The organism is Phyllobacterium sp. GQ127 (assembly GCF_059758635.1).
In genome coordinates this window covers 172,268-198,325 of the sequence record NZ_JCAXDZ010000008.1, presented here as the reverse complement: position 1 = coordinate 198,325, position 26,058 = coordinate 172,268, and the positions used below count along the sequence as shown (strand labels likewise).

The 26,058-nt window shown below is 55.6% G+C and carries 20 protein-coding genes; 6 read left to right on the top strand and 14 right to left on the bottom strand.

Going from position 1 to position 26,058, the window contains the following annotated elements; genetic code table 11:
- Positions 1-284 precede the first annotated feature (284 nt).
- Both AC6CHM_RS22345 and AC6CHM_RS22340 read left to right on the top strand, forming a co-directional pair.
- Positions 285-662 carry a response regulator gene (locus AC6CHM_RS22345; RefSeq protein WP_498175018.1) on the top strand — a complete coding sequence of 126 codons (378 nt, stop codon included), beginning with the start codon at positions 285-287 and terminating at the stop codon, positions 660-662.
- Between the two features lie 2 nt (positions 663-664).
- A complete protein-coding gene (locus tag AC6CHM_RS22340) occupies positions 665-988 on the top strand; it encodes an Hpt domain-containing protein (protein WP_498175016.1) in 324 nt (107 codons plus the stop codon).
- A 1-nt stretch (position 989) separates the two neighbouring features.
- On the opposite strand, the gene AC6CHM_RS22335 is transcribed toward AC6CHM_RS22340, so the two are convergent.
- From AC6CHM_RS22335 to AC6CHM_RS22305, 7 genes are all read right to left on the bottom strand, one after another.
- Positions 990-2,414, bottom strand: coding sequence for a glycosyltransferase family 2 protein (locus AC6CHM_RS22335; protein ID WP_498175014.1), 1,425 nt, complete (start codon positions 2,412-2,414; stop codon positions 990-992).
- Positions 2,414-3,454 carry a HEAT repeat domain-containing protein gene (locus tag AC6CHM_RS22330; protein WP_498175012.1) on the bottom strand — a complete coding sequence of 347 codons (1,041 nt, stop codon included), beginning with the start codon at positions 3,452-3,454 and terminating at the stop codon, positions 2,414-2,416. The genes AC6CHM_RS22335 and AC6CHM_RS22330 overlap by 1 nt, the downstream gene beginning before the upstream one ends.
- Positions 3,455-5,203 carry a tetratricopeptide repeat protein gene (locus tag AC6CHM_RS22325; RefSeq protein WP_498175010.1) on the bottom strand — a complete coding sequence of 583 codons (1,749 nt, stop codon included), beginning with the start codon at positions 5,201-5,203 and terminating at the stop codon, positions 3,455-3,457. It abuts the gene before it with no gap.
- 2 nt (positions 5,204-5,205) lie between these two features.
- Positions 5,206-5,586, bottom strand: a complete 381-nt coding sequence (locus AC6CHM_RS22320; protein WP_498175008.1) for a response regulator transcription factor — start codon at positions 5,584-5,586, stop codon at positions 5,206-5,208.
- Between the two features lie 53 nt (positions 5,587-5,639).
- Positions 5,640-7,106, bottom strand: coding sequence for a hypothetical protein (locus tag AC6CHM_RS22315; RefSeq protein ID WP_498175006.1), 1,467 nt, complete (start codon positions 7,104-7,106; stop codon positions 5,640-5,642).
- 176 nt (positions 7,107-7,282) lie between these two features.
- The gene (locus AC6CHM_RS22310) at positions 7,283-9,715 is read right to left on the bottom strand and encodes an ATP-binding protein (RefSeq protein WP_498175004.1); all 2,433 of its coding nucleotides are present in this window, start codon (positions 9,713-9,715) and stop codon (positions 7,283-7,285) included.
- 472 nt (positions 9,716-10,187) lie between these two features.
- Positions 10,188-10,994 carry a GNAT family N-acetyltransferase gene (locus AC6CHM_RS22305; RefSeq protein ID WP_498175002.1) on the bottom strand — a complete coding sequence of 269 codons (807 nt, stop codon included), beginning with the start codon at positions 10,992-10,994 and terminating at the stop codon, positions 10,188-10,190.
- 303 nt (positions 10,995-11,297) lie between these two features.
- Between AC6CHM_RS22305 and AC6CHM_RS22300 the strand changes: the two genes are divergently transcribed.
- Positions 11,298-14,036: an ATP-binding protein gene (locus tag AC6CHM_RS22300; RefSeq protein ID WP_498175000.1), complete on the top strand. Its 2,739-nt coding sequence runs from the start codon at positions 11,298-11,300 to the stop codon at positions 14,034-14,036.
- Between the two features lie 28 nt (positions 14,037-14,064).
- Here the strand turns inward: AC6CHM_RS22300 and AC6CHM_RS22295 are convergent, their stop codons facing one another.
- The 7 genes from AC6CHM_RS22295 to AC6CHM_RS22265 form a co-directional block, all read right to left on the bottom strand.
- Entirely contained in the window at positions 14,065-14,694 is a 630-nt protein-coding gene (locus AC6CHM_RS22295) for a pyridoxamine 5'-phosphate oxidase family protein (RefSeq protein WP_498174999.1), read from the bottom strand.
- Positions 14,695-14,747: 53 nt separating this feature from the next.
- Complete coding sequence (locus AC6CHM_RS22290) at positions 14,748-15,425, bottom strand: isochorismatase family protein (RefSeq protein ID WP_307276191.1); 678 nt, start codon at positions 15,423-15,425, stop codon at positions 14,748-14,750.
- 26 nt (positions 15,426-15,451) lie between these two features.
- Positions 15,452-16,324 carry an alpha/beta fold hydrolase gene (locus AC6CHM_RS22285; protein ID WP_498174996.1) on the bottom strand — a complete coding sequence of 291 codons (873 nt, stop codon included), beginning with the start codon at positions 16,322-16,324 and terminating at the stop codon, positions 15,452-15,454.
- On the bottom strand, positions 16,321-17,067 hold the full coding sequence (locus AC6CHM_RS22280) for an alpha/beta hydrolase (protein ID WP_498174994.1): 747 nt from the start codon (positions 17,065-17,067) through the stop codon (positions 16,321-16,323). The genes AC6CHM_RS22285 and AC6CHM_RS22280 overlap by 4 nt, the downstream gene beginning before the upstream one ends.
- 64 nt (positions 17,068-17,131) lie before the next feature.
- Positions 17,132-18,103, bottom strand: coding sequence for an alpha/beta fold hydrolase (locus tag AC6CHM_RS22275; protein WP_498174992.1), 972 nt, complete (start codon positions 18,101-18,103; stop codon positions 17,132-17,134).
- A gap of 780 nt (positions 18,104-18,883) precedes the next feature.
- On the bottom strand, positions 18,884-19,813 hold the full coding sequence (locus AC6CHM_RS22270; protein ID WP_498174990.1) for a LysR family transcriptional regulator: 930 nt from the start codon (positions 19,811-19,813) through the stop codon (positions 18,884-18,886).
- A 316-nt stretch (positions 19,814-20,129) separates the two neighbouring features.
- Positions 20,130-20,609: an Lrp/AsnC family transcriptional regulator gene (locus tag AC6CHM_RS22265; protein WP_498174988.1), complete on the bottom strand. Its 480-nt coding sequence runs from the start codon at positions 20,607-20,609 to the stop codon at positions 20,130-20,132.
- Between the two features lie 85 nt (positions 20,610-20,694).
- On the opposite strand from AC6CHM_RS22265, the gene AC6CHM_RS22260 reads away from it, so the two are divergent.
- The 3 genes from AC6CHM_RS22260 to AC6CHM_RS22250 all read left to right on the top strand — a co-directional run bounded on the left by AC6CHM_RS22260 (position 20,695) and on the right by AC6CHM_RS22250 (position 25,952).
- Positions 20,695-21,657: a DMT family transporter gene (locus AC6CHM_RS22260; protein WP_498174986.1), complete on the top strand. Its 963-nt coding sequence runs from the start codon at positions 20,695-20,697 to the stop codon at positions 21,655-21,657.
- A 516-nt stretch (positions 21,658-22,173) separates the two neighbouring features.
- The gene (locus AC6CHM_RS22255; RefSeq protein ID WP_498174984.1) at positions 22,174-23,886 is read left to right on the top strand and encodes a calcium-binding protein; all 1,713 of its coding nucleotides are present in this window, start codon (positions 22,174-22,176) and stop codon (positions 23,884-23,886) included.
- 317 nt (positions 23,887-24,203) lie between these two features.
- Entirely contained in the window at positions 24,204-25,952 is a 1,749-nt protein-coding gene (locus AC6CHM_RS22250; protein ID WP_498174981.1) for a calcium-binding protein, read from the top strand.
- Positions 25,953-26,058: the final 106 nt, after the last annotated feature.

The window sequence follows — 26,058 nt, the reverse complement described above, 5'->3', positions numbered from 1 at the left end:
CGCGAATACCTCGGCGGGAGTTGCTCTCGAAAAGGACTCAATACCTTATGAAAATTGCCCGGCCTTGGATAATCATCACGCCTTATGCGTACGCTCCTAGCTACGGCAACCACAAAGCGCGAAACGAACATCGTCCGCTTCTTGGCGACGGAAGCTCGGGAAACTCCGGCGGATGTTCCTGGTGAATCCTATGTGGTAATGTAATCAGGAACGTTTGTGGAATTGGCTCGGCGATCAGGTCGAAATGAAACAAATCATCAAGTTTCAATTAATTGGAGGACGTGTTGGCATCTTGGCGTGTGATCTATGTTGACGATGAGAGCGACATTCGCGAGGTAGCCTCAATGGCTTTGGAACTGGACCCAGCTTTTGAAGTGAAAACCTGTGCGGGGGGGCAGGAGGCCATTAATATGGCAAGGGCCTGGAATCCAAATTTGATACTGCTCGACGTCATGATGCCGGGCATGGATGGCCCGATGACCTTAGAGCTGCTTCGTCAGGATGCAGTCACTCAAGATATTCCTATTGTCTTCATTACAGCAAGAACACAGACGCGCGATGTCGAACGCTTTCTGCAACTCGGTGCAGCAGGCGTTATCGCAAAGCCGTTTGATCCTATGGTGTTGGCGGAAGACGTGCGCAAATACCTGCGGGCAAGCTGATCATGGAAGACAAGCTCGATCAATTGCGCCAGCGTTTTCTGGAGCGCTGCAAGACAAATCTTCCCGCTCTTCAAGCAGGCCATTTGTTGCTTGACGATGCGACAGGGGATGAGCAGAAGGATTTTTTAGCGCTTGTACACTCGCTGGCAGGGGTCGGCGGTATGTTCGGCTATCACGAGATCAGTCACGCCGCAATTGAACTCGAAACAGTCCTTCGTGAAGAAGACGGACCGATCGACGTTGCGGCAGCCACCACATCACTACGTCGTCTCGTGACGGCAACATGCGCCGCGTTGAAAACCAGCCAGGACGTTGAAAAGTCCTAAATCACTTGGCTTGCTTGGCAAAACCCTTGCGGGTCATCTCGCCCCATCCGGTACCGCCGCGTGCATATTGCCACATGCCTTTCAGGCGCCAGTAATTGTTGATCTGGCGATAGCCAAAGTTCTCCAGCACCGCGGCCAAGGTGAGGATCACCAGATCCCTTGCCCTTGGAAAACGCCGCAGTTCGGCCTCTTCCAGGATCAGGGACGTGACACTGATAAATACGCCATAGGTAAACACCAGTGCCGTGAAGGCAAGAAGATAATCGACGGCGAGAATGCCAAGCAGCCAAAAGGCAGGCATCAGAATATAGCCGAGGACTTCGATGACCGGTCCGATGACATCAACCAGCAATATGTGGCCAAAGCCAAGAAAACCAATACGGCCATAGCGTGGATTGAAGAGCATTGAGCGATAGCGGAAGAATACTTCGAGCGAGCCCCGCTGCCAGCGGGCGCGCTGGCGGCCGAGAACGTCAAGGGAATCAGGTGCCTCGGTCCAGCAAACGGGCTCGGGAATAAATTCTATCCTGTAGTCGCGACGATTATCGCGCATGTGACGATGCAATTTCACCACAAAATCGAGGTCTTCGCCCATCGAACCTCTTGTGAATCCACCGACCTCTACGGCCTCACGGCGGCGAAAAATACCGAACGCTCCCGAAACCAGCATCAGGCTGTTGATGCGGCTCCAGGCCAGCCGTGCCATCAGGAACGCCCGAAGGTATTCGATAATCTGCAGGAGCGGCAGCAGTTTTCTAGGCAGGCGGACGTTCGATACACGACCGCCGCTCACCTCGGAGCCGTTGGCGATGCGAATGGTGCCTCCGACGGCAATAGTTCTGACGGGGTCCTCTATGAACGGATGCACGGCGCGCAGCAACGCGTCGGGCTCGAGGATCGAGTCCGCATCAATAACGCAAAACAATGGGGCCCGGGAAACGTTGATACCGGCATTCTGGGCGTCGGCCTTGCCACCGTTCTCCTTATCGACCACAAACAGGCGGCTACTGAATCGCGACGCATAGATTCCCCGGATCGGCGCATGTGACAGGGCTTCTTCGTATGGCCGGGTTACCAGTTGAAGTTGATATGCCTCCGTCAATCGATCCAATGTCGCATCGCGCGAACCGTCATTGACGACAATCACCTCATAGGTCGGGTACTCCAGCGACAGTAGCGAACGCACGCTTTCAACGACATTCATCTCTTCATTGTAGGCGGGCACGACAAGCGCCACCGGCGGTGCGACATCGCTGTAGCGCCGCCAAAGCAGTGTCGCCCTTGCGACGGGAGGACGGCGGGAAAGCGCCAACGCCGCCAGCACCAGTTGCAACATATAGACCGCCGTCTGCGCCAGACCACAAGCGATGACGAACCACGCGATAATTGTGGCACTGCCGGTAATCCAGGGGAGCCAATTGTTCATTATATCTCGTGCCCTTCCTCGGCGAGGAGAAGTGCGGCGGTCCGCTGACTGCGAGGCTTACCGCTTCTTGCAACTTCCGCCAAAACGCTGAGGCCTTCAGTGCCCAGATTGAAGAGCGCCTTGCTGGCAGCGTACCGAACCAGCCATTCGTTATCCTCAAGGAGCTCGCTCAGTTGCCTACTGGCGGTATCAAGGCCAATGCGAGCTGCTGCCGCTGCTGCTTCTGCGCGCACTTGCCAATCTTCGCTCGCGAGCGCACGCATAATCGTAGCGGCTCCTGCCGGGTGTGCGAGTTCGCCGATCGCGTGGATGGCCGCAGCACTGACTTCCGGCTCGCCATCCGCTACGGAGGCGGCAAACAAGGGCAAGAGCGAGTAATCGCCCGACGTGCCAAGCGCCTCTATTGCTGCGGCGCGTACAATCGACGGTGTCTCTCTGGATGTCAGGATTGCTCGCAACTCATCTGATCGATCCGAAGGAAGGCGGCGAAACAGACCAACCAGACGCCGCGATTCCAGATCACCCACTCTCAGTTCGCCCAACAACTCCGACAGCGGCATGGTGCTGCCGCCAGCGACAAGGCCGATTGCCCCCGCGAGACGTATGTCTGCCGATCTATCCTTCAGCGCCATCTGGAGAGCTGTCAATGTGTCGGAGCCGGGAAAAAACGGCAGAGCCTCGACCGCATGGATTCGGCGGTTCCTGTTACCCCCGGTAACACGCGAAATGAGTTCTTTGGCGACCCCCGCTCGGTTCAGGACCTTGACGAGTTTTTCGTGTTCATCGCCCCGCACGAGGTTGAGGAGTTCGAGCGCCAAGTCGACGACGGTTGACAGCGGTACTGTGGCAACTTTGCTCAGAAAAGCTTCTTGGTCGCCGTCTTCGGTGAAGCTGAGGAAAGCAGGCAGTAGCCACCTGCGGGCCCGTTCAAGACGATCCTGCCTGTACGCTCGAAACAGACGCGCAGCCACGAGGCCCGCCATCACAAACAATGAGATTGCGGCAAGCAGCATGGACAGGATCCAGAGTCCATACAGCATTTAAAACCGCCAGGTCATGCCAACGCCGTAAACGTCGCGGTTGTAGGCGTTTTCACGTTCTTCATGCGCGAAGTTGGTACGGACGGTCACCTGTTCATTGACGTCGAAAGCAAGGCCGCCGAACAGAGATCGTGTCGGGATCATTACGCCATCAGATGGCTCCAGAGCATTGGAGTAGCCCGCAAACACGCGCAAGCGATCGACAACCGACCAGTCGGCACGGACGAGATATCCGCCTGCATGGTGCTGTTGTTGATCGAAAATATTGATCCATTTGGCGGTCAGAACCAGTTTGTCCGACCACAGCGACTGCTGCAATCCTGGGGAAATCGTTTCGACGTTTCCGTCGCTGTAGTGTTCGTATTTAAGATCAAGTGTGGCCGTTAAAGGTCCGAAGCGAGCGCCTCCCTTTGTGATGACATAGGCTCCACCGCCGCTAATCGCATATTCCGGCAAAAAATCAGCATCGGGCGTCACCGAGGCGGCAGCGTATCCGGAAAAAAGGTCACTGAATTTGTGTGCGATGCTAAGCTCGGCCTGCTGATCGTGATGATCGAAGCGCGTGGCCGCAAAGAAACGGGCAGTCAGCGTGGTATCAGGACCGAACGCGCGCGATAGTGCAACGCTGCCCTCCGACCAGTCCGGCTGCGATCTGATCAAGGTGCTGTAGTTGCCGTCAATGTCCAGCCGCCAGAACTTCGGCGCCGGTGCCTCGAGACGCTGGCGAACATCCGCCGACATCGGATTCAGAACGTATGCTTTCTGATAGGCTTCGAGCGCCAACTTCTCACGACCGCGCGAGCGACGAGCATCTCCAAGGCCGAGAACGGCATCGACATCGGTGCTATCGGAGGCAACAAGGGCGGCAAAAGCTGTTTCCGCTTCAGCAGTTTGCCCTTGCAGAAGCAAAACCCGGGCGCGCAATCCCTCGATTTCCCGGTTATCCGGTGCTGCTGTTGACAGTGACTGCAATTGGGCGGCTGCCTGTTCAATATTGCCTGTCCAGATTGATAGCCGGGTCATGCTGATCCTGGCATCGAGCGAATTCGGTTCGAGCGATAATGCTCTCTCAAAGCTCAGCCGTGCATCGCCGAACTTCTGTTGATACGCTTGCACCAGCCCCAGCGCGACGAGCAGGTCGACATTGCTTGGCTTCCGGTCCAATGCTTTGCGATATAAAGTCTCCGCTTCGGCGAAGCGTGCCTCGGTTCGCAGTTTGCGTGCCGCATCTGCCCATTCAACAGCCGGGTCTGGACGCGCGACAGGAGGTGTTTTCCGTGCAGGTTTTGCGGCATGGGGTCGTGCTTTTTCCGCTTCTGCTTTGGCGATATTGACCTGCAACGCCTTGGCTTCGGCATCATCAGGCCGTTCTGTCAGGACATGATCAAGGAATTGCTGCGCCCCTGCGAGATCGCCGCGCCTAAAGCCTATCTGGGCAAGTCCAAACTTGGCGTCAACGTAGGCTGGTGATATTTCAAGGCTTCGTTTGAATGCTGCTTCCGAACGATCGATGTCTCCTTGAGCGAGGTGAGTGAAGCCCAACTGAACAAAGACATCAGCGTTGGCAGGCGCGAGTTTTGCTGCCTCCTCAAGTTTGGACCTTGCCTCGTCAAATTTCTTTTCTAGCCGCGCGGCCACCGCTTCCTTGTAAAGCCGCTCTACATCGCTCGTCTGCGCAAGCGCCGATGCCGCACAAAGACCCAGCACGGCAGCCACAACGGTCCTCCACGCGGAGCGTCGCGCCTGCATGCCTATCGCCTCGCGGCCAGCAGCCGCGAGATACGCGCCAGCAGCTCGTCGGGAATAAAAGGCTTGACCAGATAATCGTCCGCACCCCGATCAAGCGCGCTGACGATATCTTTTTCGCCTCTGCGCGCGGTGAGCATGACCACTGGCACAGGCGTAAAGTTCGGATCTTGTTTGACACGCTTGAGCACTTCAAACCCATCGAGAAGCGGCATCATAGCGTCAAGCACTATAAGGTCTGGGCTCTCCGTAGCTATAACGGTCAGAGCGTCCTCACCGTTTTCAGCGCGGACCACTGAATAGCCCTTGGCCTTGAGCTTGAATTCAACAAGTTCGAGGAGCAACAGATCATCATCGCAAATTAAAATTTTTGTTTTTTCCGTCATGCAGTCGTCCAAGCCCAGTATGCCGAATTAGATTTGAGATTTGCACTGCGGGATTATTGTCTTAGCCCGTGCAGGGCAAATCCGGAAAAAGAACGCCATGCCGGAAATGTGGAACGGAGTCTGTCGATCGTCGCCAGCAGCACAGGCAGTTTCCCGTGAAAACTGATTCTGCTGCCGGGTATTATTATCTCATGGTTGAACCTATAAATCATCTTTTCCTTTGATGACACAGTGAGGTCCGACACTATCACGGCGTCGGCCGTGGAAAAACGCACGAGCTCAGCGGTGCCATGGTGCGAACGGACATAAGTCCGGTGGGTCTCATCTGGAACGGGACCATTTTCCAGGGCGATGACAATATCGACGCCATATTGAGCGCCCCATGCCAGCCAGGGCTCGGAAGCCTCTATGATCGCCTTGTCTTCCGTCCGGTAGGACATCACCGTCAAGGATGAGACAAATGGCTTTATGCGTTCGATCGCTTTTTGTCCGTCCAAATCCTCAATCAGCCAGAATGGAACGACGACCTCTACCTTGCCACGCCAGAGGGCATGGAGCTCTTTCAATGTGGCAGACCAGTCATTCCAGATAGTTCGCCGATCAAATGCATATGCCTGCAATATATAGGGCTCGATATCATACTGGATGCCGGCAAGCTGTCCGCCCGGCGGCGCTGCTTTCTGGAATCTGGAGATAGCACCTGTTCGCGCCAGTGCATTGTTTCTTCCATCGCCGCGGATCATTCCAGGATCACCCTCAACAGCAAAGACCGCAATGTCAAGGTCAGTTGCTTGGTTCAAAAATGCCCGAAGCACCTCCGGTTGTGCAACTTGCCCCGATACGATCTCAAGCTGGAGGTAAAGGCGATTGAGCTGCATCGACTTCGCCCAGGCAAGAATTTCAGACGGGTTTCGCTGCCATTGCTGCGGTATCCAGACCCAGGATGCCAGGATCGAGGGGAAAGGTTTTGAATCCGGGCGCAGGACGATTGACCTGATATCCAGTGTTCCTTTGGTCTCGGGGCAAAGGAGCACGATTTGCCCCGCGTGAGGCTCCTCGTCCGGTAGCAATAATTCAATCCTTGATATTCTGTCCTGCGGAAAGATCGGTGCATCTGGTGGCGCGTCCGCTCCGGCAGGAACAGCTGCAACCCGGAATTTACCGCCTGCGACACCTGTAATCGTGATCGTCTGGCCAAGCCTTCCGGGAAAACGGTGTGCTCCTGGTTTCAGGATCAATCCCGCAGGTGCTTTCCCGGGCTCGCAAATCAATTGCAGCCCGTTGCCATCCTTCTTGATTGACACACGGTTTTCCCGCCCAAACACGGTTGAGTCCAATAAGGGCAAAACATTGGTTTCAAAGGGCAATAGAGACAAACGCGACAGTGCGTCGTCACCGCCGCCATGCGCCCGCACGGGGACGAAATGGTCGTCTTTTGACGAACCTTCGATGACAAGGCTGGAGGGTTCCGTCGCACTCTTGACAATAAGACCCTTCCAGATGACGTCGGCTCGCTTCATTGCGCTTTCCTGTCGTTCACAGTCCTTGGAGGGAGACTCGTTCCCAAGCAGAACCGGGCCCGATCTATCTTTGCACAGATTCATCCAATCCGCATTTGCCGGTAGTGGACTTCCGAAAATCAATACGGCTTGCAATCCAAGTGCCATGACGAGGCGGCGTATAACCGGCACGTCAATCATGTCTTTTCAGGGGTTGATGCGGATACACTCTTGGACATCACATCGCGTATGACCCGGGCAACATCTAGTTCAGTTGTTCTGGTCTTGGTTAACGCTGCAGTTACCTGTTTTTTGAGAGCATCGCTTATGTCCATAGCCGAAAAAATGATGACTGCTGTCCCCGAGGGGATAAACGGAAGAAGATCGGCACCGGATCCATCCGGCAAGGAAAGATCGAGAATGACTGTTGAATAGTTGTTGCTGGCCAAGCGCTCCAATGCTTCTGCACTTGTGGTCACTCCATCAATCGAAACATCATCTCCTATCGCCGCCGCGATGACTTCGCGCACACCAACGTCATCTTCGATGTGCAGAATTCTTGGTTTGCCAGCTGAAGTTTGGCAAGCCTTGCGAATAGCCAGTGCAAATCTCTCGGGATCGACAGGTTTTTGTATCCAGTCCACCACACCCAGGGCCGAACCATTGATTGCGGCTCTCGCTTCATCGACGATTGCGGAAATGATCACCACAGGAAGGTGTTCTGTAGCTTTGTTTGCCCTCAAATCTTTGAATACTTCGATACCGCTTTCACCAGCAAGCCGAATGTCTAGCGTGATGGCTTTGTATTTGTTTTCGCGAATGAGCCGTTTTGCCGAGGTAACGCCATGGGCGATGTCGCATTCTATTCCTTCGTTTTGAAGAAGCAGTCTAATCAGTCTGGCGACATCATGATCGTCTTCAACGACCAAAACCCTGTCTCGTCCTTCGGTAAGGGAAGGCTGTAACTCGATTTTCTCGGCGACAGGAACGTCGACGTAAAAGGTGGTGCCTTGACCGGCCGTAGAGTCAAATGAAAGCGCCCCGCCGAGGCGTTCTGCAATTGCCTTGGAAATGGACAGGCCCAGTCCAGTACCACCCTTTTGTTTGGTATCCGAAGAGTCAGCCTGTTCAAATTTGCCGAATATTCGGGTACGGAATGCCTCCGGGATGCCCGGACCCTGGTCACTAACCGCAATGCGAACGCCGTTCCGTTGAGCTTCCAGGGATATCGATACCTCTCCACCCGGCGGAGAAAACTTGATTGCGTTGGATAGAAGATTGTTCATCACCTGGTGAAAGCGGTCGCTGTCGACGAGGATCTTCGCTTCCGGCGCATTGTCATGGATCTTCCAGCCAATGTTGTGCTCGTTGAAATAGCCGCTGTTGGCCTCCACAGCCTGATCAATGAGATCCCGCAAACCATAAGCCTTGATATGGAATGGCATGTGGCCGGATTCGATCCGCTCCATATCGAGAATATCGTTGATAAGCCTGACAAGGCGTTCGCTATTGGCCTGGGCTATCTGAAGGAGCATTTTGGCTTTTGGCGGAAGTTCACCTGCCGCTCCACCCGTTATCAGACCCAAAGAGCCGCGGATCGACGTCAGTGGCGTTCGCAACTCATGACTGACTGTCGAGATGAATTCGTTCTTCATCTGCTCTGCCTGCTTCTGGGCTGTGATGTCGATCAGAAATCCTTCCCATACGGTCTGACCATCTTCATCCTGCCGCGGTTGAGCCTGGCCCCGCACCCAAATTTGTGAGCCATCGCTCTTGTGATAAGGTGTTTCCAGATCCCAGGCCGTCGAGTTCAAAGCCGCGTCGCGTAGTTTGCCAGTGACTTCTTCCTTGTACGCGTCTGGTACCCTGGACATTGGCTCGATACTGCCGTTCACGAATTCCTCTGGCAACACGCCCAGCAACCGTTCGACGCCTTTCGACACGAACACCAGGTTGGGCTTTCCTTCTGCCGAAATTTTTTGCTGGAAGAACATGCCCGGGGCATTATCTGTGACGCCCTGAAGACGTGCCACGGCGCCCCTCATAGAGGAAAGCGCCCAGCGACGCTGACGATCCCCTAGCACCAAAACACCCATTAAAATGGTCGCCGCAAAGTTGATTGGCAGAATAAAAGGCAAAGCATCCTTCATGAGAAACAGGGCCGTTTCTCGGGGCAACAGCACGAGTGCGGGGAGTGGCAGTAAAGTAGCGACAAGACCCAAGGCAACGAGGTCCTGCAGCTTGAGCGGTCGATCTTTTATTGCGAAATACCAGTACGACACGCCACCGATCGCTGTTACCACGATGCCCAAGACAGCGGGAATTGCACCGGAATCAATCCACAAGCGTACGGCAATCACGATCACAGCGGTGACCGTCACGCCGAGTATTCCGCCGAACCCAGCAGACAATGCGATCACGACGCTTCGCGCATCCAAAATGATGCCTGGCAAGATCTCAAGGGGTCCGGCCATCGAAAGAAAGCCAGCGATCCCGAAGATCAAGCCAACCGTCAAATCCTTGGTCAGTGGACGGTGGTCCAGCCTCGATCCTAGCAAAGCCAGAAGCAGCGCCGCCACCACGAGGACACTTGCACTCTGGATGAGGTGAATGACGGTTTCCAATGACATGGTGCTTTCCCCTGTTCACTTTGATGTTATCAGATTTTAAGCTAACAAATCATCCTACATACTGGTTTTGCGGTTCGCTGTCAGAGGGGATTTCCGATGCAGCAACGCAACCGAAATGTGCGGTGGAAATTATAGGAGCTCAAGGTTGCTGGGCACACTCTCCACCACCCAACACAGTCATGTAATTAATTAGTTCATACAAGAGTTAATGATGATTGTAGACATCTGCACAACAATCGAAATCGGTGAAAATCAGTCTGTTATCGGCATTTTCAACCGAAGGGTTGCTGATCACTTTCCTGTTTGTACGCAGCAGCAATCTATAGGTCAGCGGTTCAGTTTCATTCAAGACCAAGGCGTAACCTTACAGTGTACTGGCCCCATAAATATCCGTACAGTCAGTCACACTAAGCTGCCGAACCAAATCATATTGCTAATGCAGGACCTTGGCTCTCACTTGACAGAAAGTCCGTCATAAAATGAAGTTGCTGCGATTATAGATATGCACGAAACCCATTTTCGCTAAATTGGCGTTCGAGATGTTGGCCTTTTCGGCCGATGGCACTTCGGTCTCGACCACGAAAGTCGACACGCCACGGTCTGCGCCTTCTTCTAGGCGAGCTTGAATCAAGGCTTTCTGCGCACCCCGGTTTCGAAAGCTCGGCACGGTCGTTCCACCGCCGAGCCACGCAAAGGATCCTGAAGCGAACATTGCTCCTGTTCCCACGGGCGTGTCTCCATCCAACGCGTAGAAACAAGACCATCCGTCGCGCCCAACGATCGCTGCCCATAGAGCGGTGAGGCTTTCCGGGAAGCCAAAACCGGCACACATCATGGCGCCGAATACCTCGGCTTCGTCGGGCTGAACTTTTCGTGTGTTCACGGCGCCTGACGATGGAAGAGAGACCGCGTCCGTGGATCGCCGCAGCTTCGCCCACCCAGGACCATAGGCAACCAACCCTTTCGTCTCGATCCACCGTGTCAGCTTGTCCGATGCAGTGTCGGTATTGACCTGTAAGAACCGGTTCCCCGTCCTTTCCCTCATCCAGTTGTAGGCTTCGTCGAGATCTTCATGTTTGGTGAGGCCAAGGATACGGTTGAGGCCGATCGCAGGCGCGCTCGGTAGTGAGATCGTGCATCCGCCATTCTTGGAAACGCATGCGAATCGCTCCTCGTCCGCCAATCGGCCGCGGGCGGCCTTATGCAGATCAATGAAAGCCTTGGCCTCAATGGCGTCCTCCTGCGTAAGGCAGGGCTGATCAGAAGAACAAGAATCCAAGAGAGTACTCCAAAGGCAGACACTTCGCCGAAAGCAGATAACGGAACTGTCGGATTAAAAATAGAACAATTCCATCGGCGAATCCTGCACGCCCGTCTGGGCGACCGTTGACGAGGATTTGCGCCGGCTTTGGCGTTGAGTGATTTTAAGCGAGCTAGACGATCTTCCAATACCATCGAAGATCTGCGAAGAGGCCTGGCAACCTTCATCTTGAGCCAGCCTGCGGTGCAACATGTCTCCATATGCCTTGAAAACTGGCCAGTGCGGTATATCGTTCAATCTTTTATGAATTGTGAGAGCAGGATGTCACACGATCACGGGTTCCAGACATTGTCGAAACAGACCGCTTTCCAGTTTGGAGATTTCCGTTTTCTGCCAGAAGCTCAATCCCTCCTGTACAAGGGGCAACCCGTCGGCCTCGGTGGGCGAGGTTTCGACATTCTGACCCTGCTCGTGGCGCGGGCGGGCGAGGTTGTCAGCAAAGCTGATCTGTTTGCGCATGTATGGCCAGATTATATCGTCCACGACCATAACCTGAAGGTCAATGTCGGCAACCTTCGACGCTCGCTGGCCGAACTTGATCCTTCCATGGAGTACATCGTAACCATTGCTGGGCGAGGTTACAAGTTCGTCGCAGCCTTGGAAAGCGATCGCCCGGCGCTAGCCCGGCAAGTGGTTGCCAGCACAAGCCATCATATCGCGGCACCCCAGGTTCGGCCGCTCCTCGGCCGCGACGACGCGACCCGGCAGATCTCGGAAAAGCTCGATCAAGCGGGTTACGTCACCATCGTCGGGCCAGGCGGCGCGGGAAAAACCTCTCTTGCGGTCACGGTTGCTGAGCAATCCTGCGGGGCAAACGAAGCCATCGCCTTTGCGGATCTCTCGACGCTGAGCGACCCGCGATTTGTGGTGCCAGCGATCGCGTCGGCCCTCGGCGTGTCGCTGGGGTTTGACGATCCCATCGCAGGCGTGATCGACGTCCTTCGCCGCAACCGGCTGCTTCTCATCATCGACAATTGCGAGCACGTTATCGCGATGGCCGCGACGATCGTTGAGCGGATATCCGCGGACGTTCCTTCGGCGCGGATCATTGCGACCAGCCGCGAGCCGTTACGGACGCGGCACGAGCAGATCCATTTTCTCTCAGGATTGGCTTATCCGCACCAGACGACGACACTGTCCATCAGCGACGCGCTACAGTTTCCGGCAATCCAGCTGTTCATTTCAAAGGCGTACGATTCAGGCGATACAAAGCCTACTGATGAATATGTCCGCAGTGTTGTTTCGATCTGCTCACGGCTGGACGGCTTGGCACTCGCCATCGAACTGGCCGCCGGTACGGCCAGTGTTCTTGCACCCTCGGCGCTCGATGACCTCTTCAGGGATGGCTTTCATACGATGAACCGGGGAGCAAGGGATGCGCCCTTGCGCCACCAATCCTTAGAAGCGACGCTCGACTGGAGCTATCGACTTCTTCCTGACCGTGAGGCGGTCTTGCTCGGTCTGCTTTCGGTATTTTCCGGCCGCTTCAACGCCGACGACGTGGAGGCGATGTATTCCGCCGGCGCCCTGGAGCCGATTACCGGACGGGACGCACTGTCGCAGCTAGTGGCAAAGTCGCTGGTATCAGCGGAATACGACGGCGGGACTGTGCATTACAGACTTGCCGAAAGCACGGGTGCCTATGCCGCGCGGCGTCTGTCAGGTTCCCTCTACAGAGAGAAGGCAAGACGGCATTTTGCCGTTCGAACAAAGGACAAGCTGCAGATCGCCGAACGGGAATGGTCGTCGCAGACGTCTCGCGAATGGCTCGGCAAATATCGGAGGCAGATCGACGACGTTCGCGCGGCCATTGGCTGGGCGTTTGATCCCGCAGGCGATGCGGCTTTGGGTGTCGAACTGGTGGTCGCTGCCTTGCCGCTGTGGCAAGAACTATCGGCATTTAGGGAAATGCTGGAGGCCATCGACCTTGCCGGGTCAAACAGCGCTGCCCTCATGGCGCTCGCGCCACTGGGCCGAGCCAAGCTCTCGACGGCGCGGGCCTGGGCCATGACACTGGCGCGCCACATGCACCCGCAAACCGATGATGCTTGGCGCGAAAGCATCTTTCATGCGAACGGGTCGCGCGACGCGGAATTTCAAATACGATCGGTGTGCGGACAGGCCGTTTTTCTGGCCTATTCCGGCCGGCCCCGCACGGCATTGCGCAGCATGAACGAGTTTGCGGCAGCAAAGGCTCTGGACTGGACGACGGCGCCCGACGGCAAACGATTGTTAGCGCATATCAAGATCTATGCAGGCGAGTTCAATTCGGCATCGGCCCACCTGGAGGCGCTGATGGATGATTGGGGTCACCTGGAGGAGGGGCATGGCTTGTCCAGGTTCCAGGTCGATTTGCCTGCCGGTATTCGTTTCTCTCAGGCATTTCTGTCTTGGCTGCAGGGTGATTCTGATCGTGCCTCCCGGCTGGCCGGTCAGGCGATCGATCGTGCCGCCGATCTCGATCACATGATCTCCTTGGGCAATGCGATCTCGCTTGCGGCCCTTCCGATCGCTTTCGTGGAGGGTGATCTCGAAACTGCTTTGCGGCTTCAGCACCAACTGGCCGACGTCAGCCGGCGAGAAAGCGTCGGCATTTACGAGGGGACAGCCAAGTTTTTCGCGGGTGCTATCCAGTCCTCTCGAGGTGAGCAGGCAGGTTTTACCCTGATGCAAGACAGTATCAGCGGATTGCTTCGGGGGAACTGGCGTGCTCGCGTGCCCTTCTACCGGAGCCTGTTGGCGGAGGCATATCTTGCCGCAGGCGAACTGCAGCTTGCTGAGGATAGTCTGCGCGCCGTGCTTGCAGAAACTGGCATACGAGAAGAGCGTTGGTGGCATCCGGATCTTTGGCGCGTTGCGGGAATGATTGCAGCCGGAAACAGGCGGACCGACAAGGCGATGCGCTATTTCCAGACGTCATTGGATTGCGCCCGCGCAATGGGTGCAGGTGCCGCTACCAAACGGACCCAGCTTGCCATCGATGCCACAGACTTTGGTTGACCTTGCTGCATTCATCCTGGGTTCGTGCTCAATCTTTTCGTCGCAAATCGAGGCGCTCCCGCAGTGACGCATTTTCCTGCTCAAGCTGAGCGACCTTGTCCAGAAGATGTCGCGAGGCTGCCAAAAACTCGGCTTCGGTGTAACGCGGCACGATATGCTGCGGACAGTTCCAGTCGAACGCCTCGAGCTTCAACCTGAAAATTCGTTCAGCCTTGGCTCCATAAGCACTATCGGTGATGGCCTCGGTAAGTGCCGGATCGGCGTCAAGGGCCAGCTTCTCGGCACGGGCATAGATCTTCAGGCGAGTGCGCGCGGGGTAGTCGATCAGAAACAGGCATGTCCGATCGTTCTCTGCCAGATTGCCGGTGGTGATATATTGACGATTGCCGCGGTAATCGACGAAGGCGAGGGTGCGATCGTCGAGGACCTTGAGAAAGCCGGCAGGCCCGCCGCGATGCTGAACGTAAGGCCAGCCGGTTTCCGAAACGGAGGCCATGTAGAAGCTGTCGCGCTTTGCGATGAACGCGGTCTCCTGTGCCGTGAACCGGTCGAATTCGCGGTGTCCCTTGAAGTCGGACCAGAAATGATCCGCTCCCATTTCCGCTTGCGCCCTGCGAACTGAAGGCGTGATCGCGATATCCATAAAACCGTAACTCATATCGTATCTCCCTAAAGTGTGGTCAGTTCGCAGGGCGTCGGATGCACAAGGTACTAGATTGCCTCTCTAGCGGCCTGCTGCGCGCGGGCATAGCTCTCGGCCACGGCGGCATAGTTTGGTGCGGCAAGTCCGTAGAGCTTGCCAAGCTCGGCAGCCTCGGGACGCGCCCAGGTGCGGTGAAGCTCAGACAGCAATGCATTGGTCGATGTCGGCTTGACGCCGCCCTGCACGAAGCGGGCGAGTGAAATCCGCGAGGCCATTTCGCTCGGATCCCCCGAGGCATCGAGCACCGCATAGACGTCGTAGCCGGCAGCGCGGGCGTCGAGTGCCGGAAACATCACGCAGACACTGGTCCAGACGCCTGCCATGATGAGAGTTTTGCGGCCGGTTGCCCGAACCGTTGCGACGAAATCGTCATTGTCCCACGCGTTTACTTCCCCCTTGCGTGGCACATAGACGGCGTGCGGAGCCAATTCATGGATTTCGGGCATCAGCGGACCATTGGTGCCGGCAGGTTCCGAAGCGGTGGTGATCACCGGGATGTTCAGGAGAGTGGTGAGCCTGGCGATCATCTCCACATTCCGGCGCAGATCAGACACGGATATGTCCTTGACCGTCTGGAACAATCCCGACTGGTGATCGAGAAGCAGGATCAGCGCGTCGGAGGGATCGATGAGGGCTGCGCCGCCGCCGGTCGGAAGGACGCTCGGCTTGGATTTGCTGTTGTACATGGTCATTATCCTCTTTTGGGTTTCAGTTAGTGGGTCAGGTTTCGGGCGAGGAAGTCGCGCATGACCGGGATCATTTCGTCCGCCTTGTCCTCAAGGGCGAAATGTCCGGTATCGAAAAAATGAAGCTCGGCTTTGGGCAGGTCCCGGAGGAAGGCGCGTGCGCCTTCCGGCAGGAAGATGGGATCATTTTCGCCCCACAGGATCAGGGCCGGCGGCCTATGCGCGCGGAAATAGGCGTGGAAGTCGGGGTAGAGCGCGACATTGGTCCTATAGTCGTACATGATGCCCAGCTGGATGTCCGTGCTGCCCGGGCGGTCGAGGAAGAGCTGGTCGTATAACCATGCTGCCGGATCGATCCGCGTCTCATCTTTCGTGCCGGCGAGATATTGGAAACGTGTCCCGTCAAGCGATAGAAAAGGCCGCAGCGCGTCGCGGTTTACCGGGCCGTTGTCGGCCCAATAGGCCCGCGTCGACCCCCAGAAATCCCCCATGCCGTCTTCATAGGCATTGCCGTTCTGGACGATCAGGGCGGTCACCCGATCCGGATGCGCGACCGCCAGACGAAACCCGGTTGGCGCGCCATAATCCATGACATAGAGCGCGTAGCGTTCGGCGCCCAGCTGTTCGAGGAGACCGGCGATAACATCCGAGAAAGTGGCAAAGCTGTATTCGAATTCGCTGGAAGACGGCATTGCCGACAGACCGAACCCCGGAAGGTCGGGCGCGATCACATGATAGTGGTCGGAAAGCGCTGGGATGAGGTTGCGGTACATGTGCGAAGAGCTTGGAAAACCGTGCAGCAACACCACGACAGGGGCGCCTTTCTCTCCAGCCTCGCGGTAGAAAATTTCCACGCCTTCAACGCTGGTGGTTCGGTGATGGGTGACGGGCCGGGTCATTGTCCGGCACCTTCGGTCGGCGTTGCGGCCGAGGCGGCGGCTGCGATGAACGCCGCGACGTCCTGCGGGTGCGACAGCATCGCGGCGTGACTGCTGTCGATCACGGTGATCGCAGCACTCGCACGCTTGGCCATCCGGCGCTGCGCGCTGGGCGGCACCATCCTGTCGGCGGACGCCACGAGATAGGAGCTGGGTTTGGTCTTCCAGGCTGCATGGGTGAGGGGTGCTATGACCGCTGCAAGGCCCCAGGGCAGTTGCGCCGCCGCCATGAAGCGTGTGGTCGCAAGGTCGACATCGGCGGCAAATGCTTCCGGAAAGCGGGCCGGGTCGACAACGAGGTAGCCGTCCTGCGGCGGCAGCAACGGTGCCTTCGTTTCGCCGGGCTCTTCAGGAGCTTCGTTCAGGGCCGCGACGGATTCGCCGACATCCGGCACAAAAGCCGCGATGTAGGCCAAAGCCTGGACTTTTGGGTTGACGCCAGCCTCGGTGATGACGGCTCCACCGTAGCTGTGGCCCACCAGGAGAACCGGGTGGCGAGCCGCGGCAATCAGGCTCTCGGTCACGGCAACGTCGCCTTCAAGCGAGGTCGTCGGGTGTTGAGCGACGAGAACTTCAAAGCCGCGGTCGACAAGTTCGCCATGGACCTGTTGCCATCCGGAGCCATCGACAAACGCGCCGTGCACGAGGACGATCGAGAGGAACGGGGCACCAGCTGTCTGGGTGCCCGAAACGGGATTGGTCATGATCTTTTCCTTTGATTGGGGGAGTTGCGGGGCCGCTGGCCCCGCAGAACGGTTTGGCTATTGATCAGTTGCAAACCTTGCGGTCGAGGAAATCCCGGATGAGCGGCGCCATCACATCGAGCTTGTCTTCGAGGGCGAAATGGCCGCTGTCGAGAATGTGCATCTCGGCATTCGGGAGATCGCGAAGATAGGGGTGCGCGCCAGGTTCCGGAAAGATCTTGTCGTTCTTGCCCCAGACGATCAGCGTTGGCGGTTGGTTGTCGCGGAAGAAGGCCTGGAATCGCGGGTAAAGCGGTACATTGCTGCCGTAGTCGCCCAGGAGATCGAGCTGGATGTCCTTGTTGCCCGGCCGATCGAGCAAGGCCTGATCGACGACCCAGTTGTCGGGGCTGATATGTGAGACATCGCCCATTCCGTCGGTATACTGGAATTTCGTGGTTTCGAGCGTGACCAGACCGGCGAGCGCTTCCCGGCGTTCCGGCGTTTTCTCGGCCCAATAGGCCTTGATCGGATCCCAGAACGCGGCGAGGCCTTCGGTATAGGCGTTGCCATTCTGCACGATCAGGGTTTCAACCCGCTCGGGATGTTTGAGCGCGAGCCGGTATCCGATCGGTGCGCCGTAATCCATCACATACATGCTGTAGCGATCGGCGCCGACCTTTTCGGTCAGTTTTTCTACGATGTTGGTCAGGTTCTCGAACGTGTAGGAAAACTGGGTGTGGTCGGGTGCGTCACTCTGGCCATAGCCGGGATAGTCAGGCGCGATCACGCGGTAACGGTCTGCAAGCAGTGGAATGAGGTTGCGGAACATATGGGACGAGGTCGGGAATCCGTGCAGAAGCAGTAGCACCGGTGCATCCTTGGGGCCGGCTTCACGATAAAAGATTTTTACGCCATCGATCGTCGTGTTTTTGTACTGAATAACGGGAACGGCTTTCGCGGCTATGACTGGGGTGTTCGGTACGCAGCGGGCTTCAGCCGCAGCGGGAGAGATGGCCATGAGAAGTGCGACAGTGGCGAGCAGATGCTTTTTCATGATGCTTTCCTTTTTCCAAATTGGGTGCCGATCCACATCAGCGCCTCTGGAAAAAGGACTAGCATCGCCGGTCTTCGGACCTGGGATAAATAAGGGTAAAAAGTTGAACAGTTGGCCGTCGAAGGACTCACAATGAGCAGCGTGAATGGCTCGATCCAAACGAAAGCCGATCCATTGAAGCAGCCTCATGGGAAGCTCTCCACGTCTGCGGTTCTTTGAACGACCGATAGCTATGACGATCAGAGAGAGTGTTTTTGCGGTAAAATCAGCGTGATAGGTTCTTCGGTTTCCCGGTGCTGGGTTCGATTCCTGTCAAGGCGAGCGATCGCTAAGATCGATCCCTCGGTGCTGTCATGCAGACATGAGAACGCCGTCCGCGGCTAGCACCCGCAACACCTCTGTTTTAAGCTTTGGGTCCGGAGGCGAGGGGCTTTTCAAATCGGCCAGATGATCCTGTGCTTCCACGCCAACATCGGGCCGGCTTGATAACGAAATGGTTCAGCCAAGTTAAGACAAAAAAGAGCCGGACTAAAAAGCCCGGCTTTAATTGTGAAGGTTAAAAACCTCCAGAGGGGGAACAGCCGACGCGGAAAATTGGGAGGAGCCACGTCGACTGATTCCGATGTAGAAGTGCTGCATGAGGGTTTCAAGCCATATTGCCCAAAATCTTTCTTTTATTCTCAATGTCTTGGTGAACAACTTGGAACACTGTTCCACCATCAAAGCCTAGTTACCAGATGAAGACGGCCTGACAGGCTGACTTCGCAATGTCCGAAGGTCTCAACCAGTGTCCTGCCATGCGGCGCGGCCTTGGCGGATGATAGGCGCCAATGGAGGGAGCATAGGTTCTTTCATGCTCTGCGAGAATGCTGTTCGAATAACGTCGGACATGGCATTACTAGCAATATTCGCGGTGCGGGGATTTCGCACCAGCACAACGTTTGTAGAATCAATCACCGGAAAGCCGTCGTTCTCATCCAAAGCACGACAGTTCACAGGAATCTTACTTCGCGCAAGTGGTGCAATTGCGAGGCCTGATACTACAGCGATTACCAGCCCTCCGCTGGTATCGCACGTATAAGCAATCCGATAATCGATATCGTTCTGTTCCAATGATCCGAGGGCGGATGTTTTACACCAGCTCGATTTATCATAGAGCGCAACCGGAACAACGCTATTGTGGTGAACGCAATGCGCCTCCGATGTTACCCAAACTGTAGGGTCAACATAAAGGATTTCTCCTTTAGCCGGATGTCCTGGTTCAAAAACAACTGCAATATCAAGTTCGTCTGAACTAATAGCTGCAAGCTGCTCAACCGAGTATCCGCATTTCACCGTGACTTCGACTTCAGGATGCCGGTTGGAAAAAGCTGCCAATGCCCGAGGAAGGATCGTGTCCCCGTATTCCTCAGGAATACCGATCCGAACTGGTCCATGGAGTGGCGTGCACCGCAGCGTAGCGACGGTGTCGTCTAATAGTCCGATAATTTTGGTGGCATTTACCATCAATTTTTTACCGTGGGTCGTCAGTGTGACTCCTCTCGACCCGCGCTGAAAGATGCTCTCTCCAAGCGTTTCTTCCAGCTTCTTAATTTGAATACTGATTGCGGATTGCGTTCGCCCGAGTTGTTCTGCCGCGCGAGTTACATTGCCACTGTTGGCTACAACGACAAAGGTCCGAAGAAGTTCACTATCAAGTGTAGTCGGCATCCGAGCTTTCATAAAAAATAATAATATCACTCATGATTTCTATCAATTTTCACAATGTCAATCTTTTCCTCATTGTTAAGTTGAAACTGCTGTAGAGGAAATAAAATGGCGCATTGGCCGACGTGCTTGAAGACATTTCTCGATAATCGAAAAAAGGCTAACGACCGTCGAAGATGGTTTCTTAGCATACTGGGCAAGCCCGAGTTGCTCAAAGATATTGGAACAGACCCCCACAGTGCTCGACGTCTGGCCGGCGGCTTGTATTCCCGATGGCGTCAAACCTGGTTATGAAAAATCACCCGCTGTCATGACTTTGCTATAGGGGTGGCAAGCGCCGTTTAACGGAAGTTCCCTTGATGACAGCCGTGCTGGTCACAGCGTGCTCGGAGAGCGCCTCAAGAACGTCGTCCATCTGTTCGATCGAATGGACAACCAGGCGGGCAAGGAAGGGATCGTCACCGGTGATCTTGTCACACTCGATGAATTCCGGTCGTTCCTGAATCAGCCGTTCGACCAGATGCAGCTTGCCGGGCAGGGGCCGGATTCTCACCATGGCCCTTATCTGGTAGCCGATCGCGCGTGTATCGATATCGATACTGAAGCCTCTGATAACGCCGGCAACTTCCAGCCGGCGAACCCGCTCCAACACGCTCGGCGCGGACATGCCCACGAGGCGGGCAAGCTCGCTCATCGACAGGCGGGCATCAGAATCGAGCGCGGCTAGAATACGCGCGTCAGTCTCGTCGAGCGTTGATTTTCCGGTTTGAAGGTTCTGGGGTGTTTTTGCCTTCGACATGAAAAGCAATCTACGCGAATTGCCCCCACCATTCCATATAAATTAGTCGGATCGCATTGCATGATGACTCCAACAGGAGAAAATTATGTTGCTTGGGATCATCGCTGGCCTGACCACGTGTGCGTTATGGGGACTGACCTTCGTCGCTCCACGCGCCATCCCACCATTCACGGCATGGGATTTGACCATTGCCCGCTATGGTATCTTCGGCTTGGCCTGCCTTCTTTTGATGGCCGATCGACGGTTTCGGCCCATTGGCATTGCGCGCTCACGGCTCCTGATCGGATTGCTGCTCGGCGGGGCGGGATATATCGGTTACTTCGTCAGCGCCGCCTTTGCCGTCCAACTTGCAGGGGCAGCAATTCCGCCGGTCATCATCGGCACGATGCCCGTGTTTCTGGCGATCATCGCTAATTTTCGGGACCGTTCTGCACCATGGCAGACACTTGCCTTACCTTTAACGTTGATTGCAATCGGCGTGGCGATCGTCAACGTCGCGGCGATCAGCACGGCAAACGCTGCCGACACTGCTTCGATTCTACTTGGTATGCTTGCCAGTTTGGCGGCGCTGCTGATCTGGATTTCCTACGGGCTGGCAAATGCAGCCGTTATGCGGGCCGCCGACGCGCCGGATGGTCTGCAATGGACAGGGCTACAAGGTATCGGTGCAGCGATCGGAAGTCTGGTCCTGCTACCGCTGGCGTCTTTCGATCTGGCAGGCACGGCATCTCCTTCGGAAACTTTCCACTTTGTCGTATGGGCGCTCGTGATGGGGCTGGCCGGCTCCTGGTTCGCGACGTGGTGTTGGGTGGTTGCGTCCCGTCGCTTGCCGCTGGTACTCTCCGCCCAGCTCATCGTTGCCGAAACAATTTTCGGCCTTGGCTACGGATTCATGTTTGAGGGCCGTTTCCCATCTCTGGGCGAGGCAATCGGAGCAATTTTGCAATTCGCCGGCGTCTGCTCCGCCATCGCAGTTTTCAGTAGGCCACCCGCTCTACCTGTCTTGCGTCAGAAACTCCCTCGGGACACAACTGAAGAAACCGCCTGAAATAATCGGTGGTTCGACACCTCTCGAGGCGGACATTTGAGGTGAGATTTCCCCATGAGCCATGGATATGCATCATCTACCCGTCATTGCGGCAACTGAACTAATGCTATCAATGACCGAGATGGGGTCGATAGCGGACAAGCAGCTTCGGGACCGGTATCCTCAAAGGCGGTCCGTCAGGTCAGTGCAAGCATCGTCGTGAGTTGCGCCCCACGCGGTTACCCATAATCCTTGTCGTGATCTGGCCAGCCTTCGTTCTGGCGGTCAAAAGATTGCGCGGTGCGGGACAAAACCCCTTATTGGGTTTTTCATATTGATTATCCTTGCAGTAGAACTAAACAATATTATTTTGAATCTATCCTTAAATTGTACGCAAGTTTGCAGTATATTTCTTCCTTGGTTTAGTAAACTGTTTCGATCAATATTTGCGATATATTGATTTAATGCTTGCAGTACTACTTTTGAGCCAGTTTAATGCGTCATCCAGAGTTGAACCGGAAACCGCGGGAGGTTGCGATGGACATTGAGGCGAATAAGCCAGGGGTTTCTTTTTCGAACGGGGTCTTTGTCTCGACGAGACAAGATACGGTTCCCCTTGCGGTCATCGACGGAACGCAAGGGGATGACGTTCTAAACGGAACGGATGGTGATGACCGCATCAACGGATATGGTGGCCGCGATAGCATGTTCGGGCATGATGGCGACGACGTTCTGAATGGCGGCGGTGGGTCAGATGTCCTTGATGGTGGCGACGGTGATGATTGGCTCAATACCGCTGTTGGTGATGGATTGTGGCAAGATTCTCTGTCCGGGGGTTCGGGCAATGACGTTCTTACATCCGGATACGGCAACGATTTGCTTCACGGTGGAGACGGAGACGACATCCTCATAAGCGGTGGCGGACCCATAAGCGGCAGTGTTACCGGCAATACCGATGGCGACACCGTTTACGGTGACGCGGGCGATGATACACTGATCGGCAGCGGTCTGAGCGATAGGCTGTACGGTGGCGTTGGCAATGATGTGCTTTTCGGCGGCAATGAACAGGATATTCTGTATGGCGATGCCGGTGCTGATTTCATGGACGGCGGGGAGGGATGGGACTATGCGGACTATCGCACGGCAGACACCGGTGTGACCATCGATCTGCAAACAGGCCTCGGTCGAGGCGGCGTGGCAGAAGGCGACATTTTCCGTAACATCGAATATGTTCGCGGCAGCGACTTCGCCGACACGCTCATTGGCGATGCCGGCAACAATCTCCTCCTGGGCTTTGTCGGCAATGACAATCTGTCCGGTGGTGGTGGCAATGATCAACTGGATGGTGGCGCAGGTGATGACCTTCTGCGCGGCGACGCCGGTGACGACCGTTTCACCGGCGGGGCTGGCGCTGATCATTTCGACGGGGGCGATGGTTCAGATACGATGTTGCTTCGCTCCTATAGCGGTGTTTTTAGCCCGCTAACGGTCAATCTTGAGGCAGGCACGGCTTCGGGCGGTGCCTTTGATCCGGGCGATACGTTCACCAATATAGAAAATGTAGTCGCAACGCAGTTCAACGATATTCTCATTGGTGACGCCAAGGATAACACCTTTGCGGGTGATGACGGTGCGGATCACATTGATGGGGGAGACGGCTCGGACACCGTCATTTACTATGGCGAGGTATTTGGTGGTGGTGGTTCCTTTGGAGTTGGCGTCACGGTCGATCTAGCAAATAGCACAGCCTATGGCGCCGACGCCAATGGCGACACAATTATCAGTATTGAGAATGTCGTCGGTTCAACTTATGAAGATTCCCTTACCGGAAGCGATGCGGCAAACCGCCTATCCGGCGGCGGTGGCATCGACAATGTGTTCGGCGCTGGTGGCGATGATGTTCTCACCGACCCCGACGGCGGAGATTCCCTTTATGGCGGCACTGGTGCGGATGTTTTCGTCTTCAATTATGGAGACAGCGGTCTGATCAAGGATTTCAATTCCCTCGACGGCGACAGGATCGATCTCACAGATTTCTACGGTCCGTACGGCTTGAACAATCAGGATCCGCAAGATCTTACATTCATCGGCTATCGCGCTTTCACGGGAGAGGCAGGTCAGTTAAATCTGGTCCAGGCTTCGGATTCTACTCTCGTCCAGATCGATCTTGACGGCGACCAGACTGCAGACTTTCAGATTACTCTGGAGGGGACTTCGAACGTACTCACTTCCGATGCCTTTGAACTTTAACGGGGCTGATATCGGAGCTGAACAAGATGACGATCAAGGCAATTCACCACGTTCCCCACTGCGTTAAATCGTCCTTAGTCTACACTCTGGAAATATACTTCAATTTTATAAGTATATTGCCAGAGTGTAGAAATAAAAAATGCATTTGGTGTGACGATTATTTTGTATCTTACTGCCAAACCATCAGTAAGTAACAGTCAAAGCGGGAAGCCCGCCCATTTACAATCACGACATACATGCTAGTTTGAACAATCAACACATCGCATCACAACTCCCCCATCGACGTAACCCTCAGGTTTGACCAAGGAGACTTCGTAATGGCCGCTTTGTTGAGAAATTCCCAACGGACTGAATTCTATCTGCTGGATTCCGACCCGACTGATCCTCGTTGGTGGGAAGCTCACCTCAGGCACTCACCCATTCTGGCGACTACAGATGAAGTCATTCCGGCCGCTGTTATCGACGGTACCGAAGGAGAAGACCATCTGATTGGCACTGCGGAAGAGGACACTATCAATGGTTTGGGCGGGGACGACTTCCTGGATGGCGGCGCAGGATCTGACGACCTTTATGGCGGAGAGGGAAACGACTGGCTCACCGGCGGCCGCAACAATGAGGGCGAGCGTGACTTGCTCGTTGGCGGCACCGGCAACGACACGCTCATCGTCGGCTATGGCGGCCTGTACGGAGGCGCTGGAGACGACGCCCTGATCAGTGGACAAACGGCTCTGACCGGTGGTTATCTGCCAAGCAACGAGCAGGGCAGTTCTCTACGCGGTGACGAAGGCAACGATCTGCTTATCGGAACGGCAGTCGATGACAAACTATACGGCGGGGATGATGATGACATTCTGCTTGGCGGTGCCGGGTATGATATCCTGGAAGGTGGTTCTGGCGCTGATGTGATTGATGGCGGCGAGGGCGATAATGATCGAGCTACCTATGAGAATTCGCTGGCGGGCATACAGATTAACCTGAAAAACGGAACGGGCCACGGAGGCGAGGCCGAGGGCGACACTCTCCGCAATATTGAACGGGTGCTGGGTACTGATTTCGCTGACACACTGATCGGAAATGACAACGGCGTCGTTCTGGATGGTGAGGATGGCAATGATATCATCCGCGGTGGAGCCGGCGATGATGGCCTATATGGCGGTTACGGCGACGATGTCCTCGACGGCGCGGCGGGTGACGACCATCTCAATCCCAACGTCGGAAACGACCGGGTTCATGGCGGCAGCGGTAGCGATACGATCACGTTTCAGGGATTTTACACTTTTCCTGGAGATGAGACACTGCAGCACGGAGGCGTAACGGTCGACCTTGATGCGGGCACCGTCCTGCGCGGCGATTTCCTCGAGAAATCGATCAGCAACGTCGAAAACGTCAATGCAACCGAGTACGCCGATACGCTGATTGGCAATGCCAGCGACAATACGTTCTTGGGCGGAGAGGGGGGCGACTACATCAACGGCGGCGCGGGTGTGGATACCGTCCTATACTCCGGCGATCCCTATAATGAGCGCGGCGTAGGGGTCAATCTCAATAGCGGCATCGCACAAGGTGCAGATGCGGCGGGCGACATATTGATTGGCATTGAGAATGCGATCGGCAGCCCCTATGATGACGACGTTCTGATAGGCTCAGAGGGTGCCAATCATCTCTCCGGTAATAGCGGCCGTGATAGGCTGACTGGGCTTGCCGGCGATGACACCCTGGAAGATGCTGATGGCGGCGACGAGCTTTACGGCGGCGAAGGAGCCGATACCTTTGTCTTTGCTTACAGTTGGAAGAACGTTAGCTCAATTCACGATTTTGATTCAGTTGCAGGCGACAAGATCGATCTCAGCGGCTTTTACGGAGACTATGCTAATGACGAGCCCCTCGACCTGACATTTGTTGGTTACAATAACCTCACTGGCAAAGCTGGTGAGGTTGGTCTTGTTGCAGAACCTGGAATCACCCGTATCGTGATCGATGAGAACGGGGATGGTTCGGCGGATTTCAACCTCTGGGTGGATGACGCCATCACTCCGACGCTCGACGAGGGCGATTTTATATTTTGACATTTGGAGAATCCACTCCGAGTGACTGAGGGGTGCGGCAGGTGATCTTCTGGCAGTCAATCCAATTAGGCAACAGCCTTGCAACCGCTCGCTTTCCTGCTTCGGA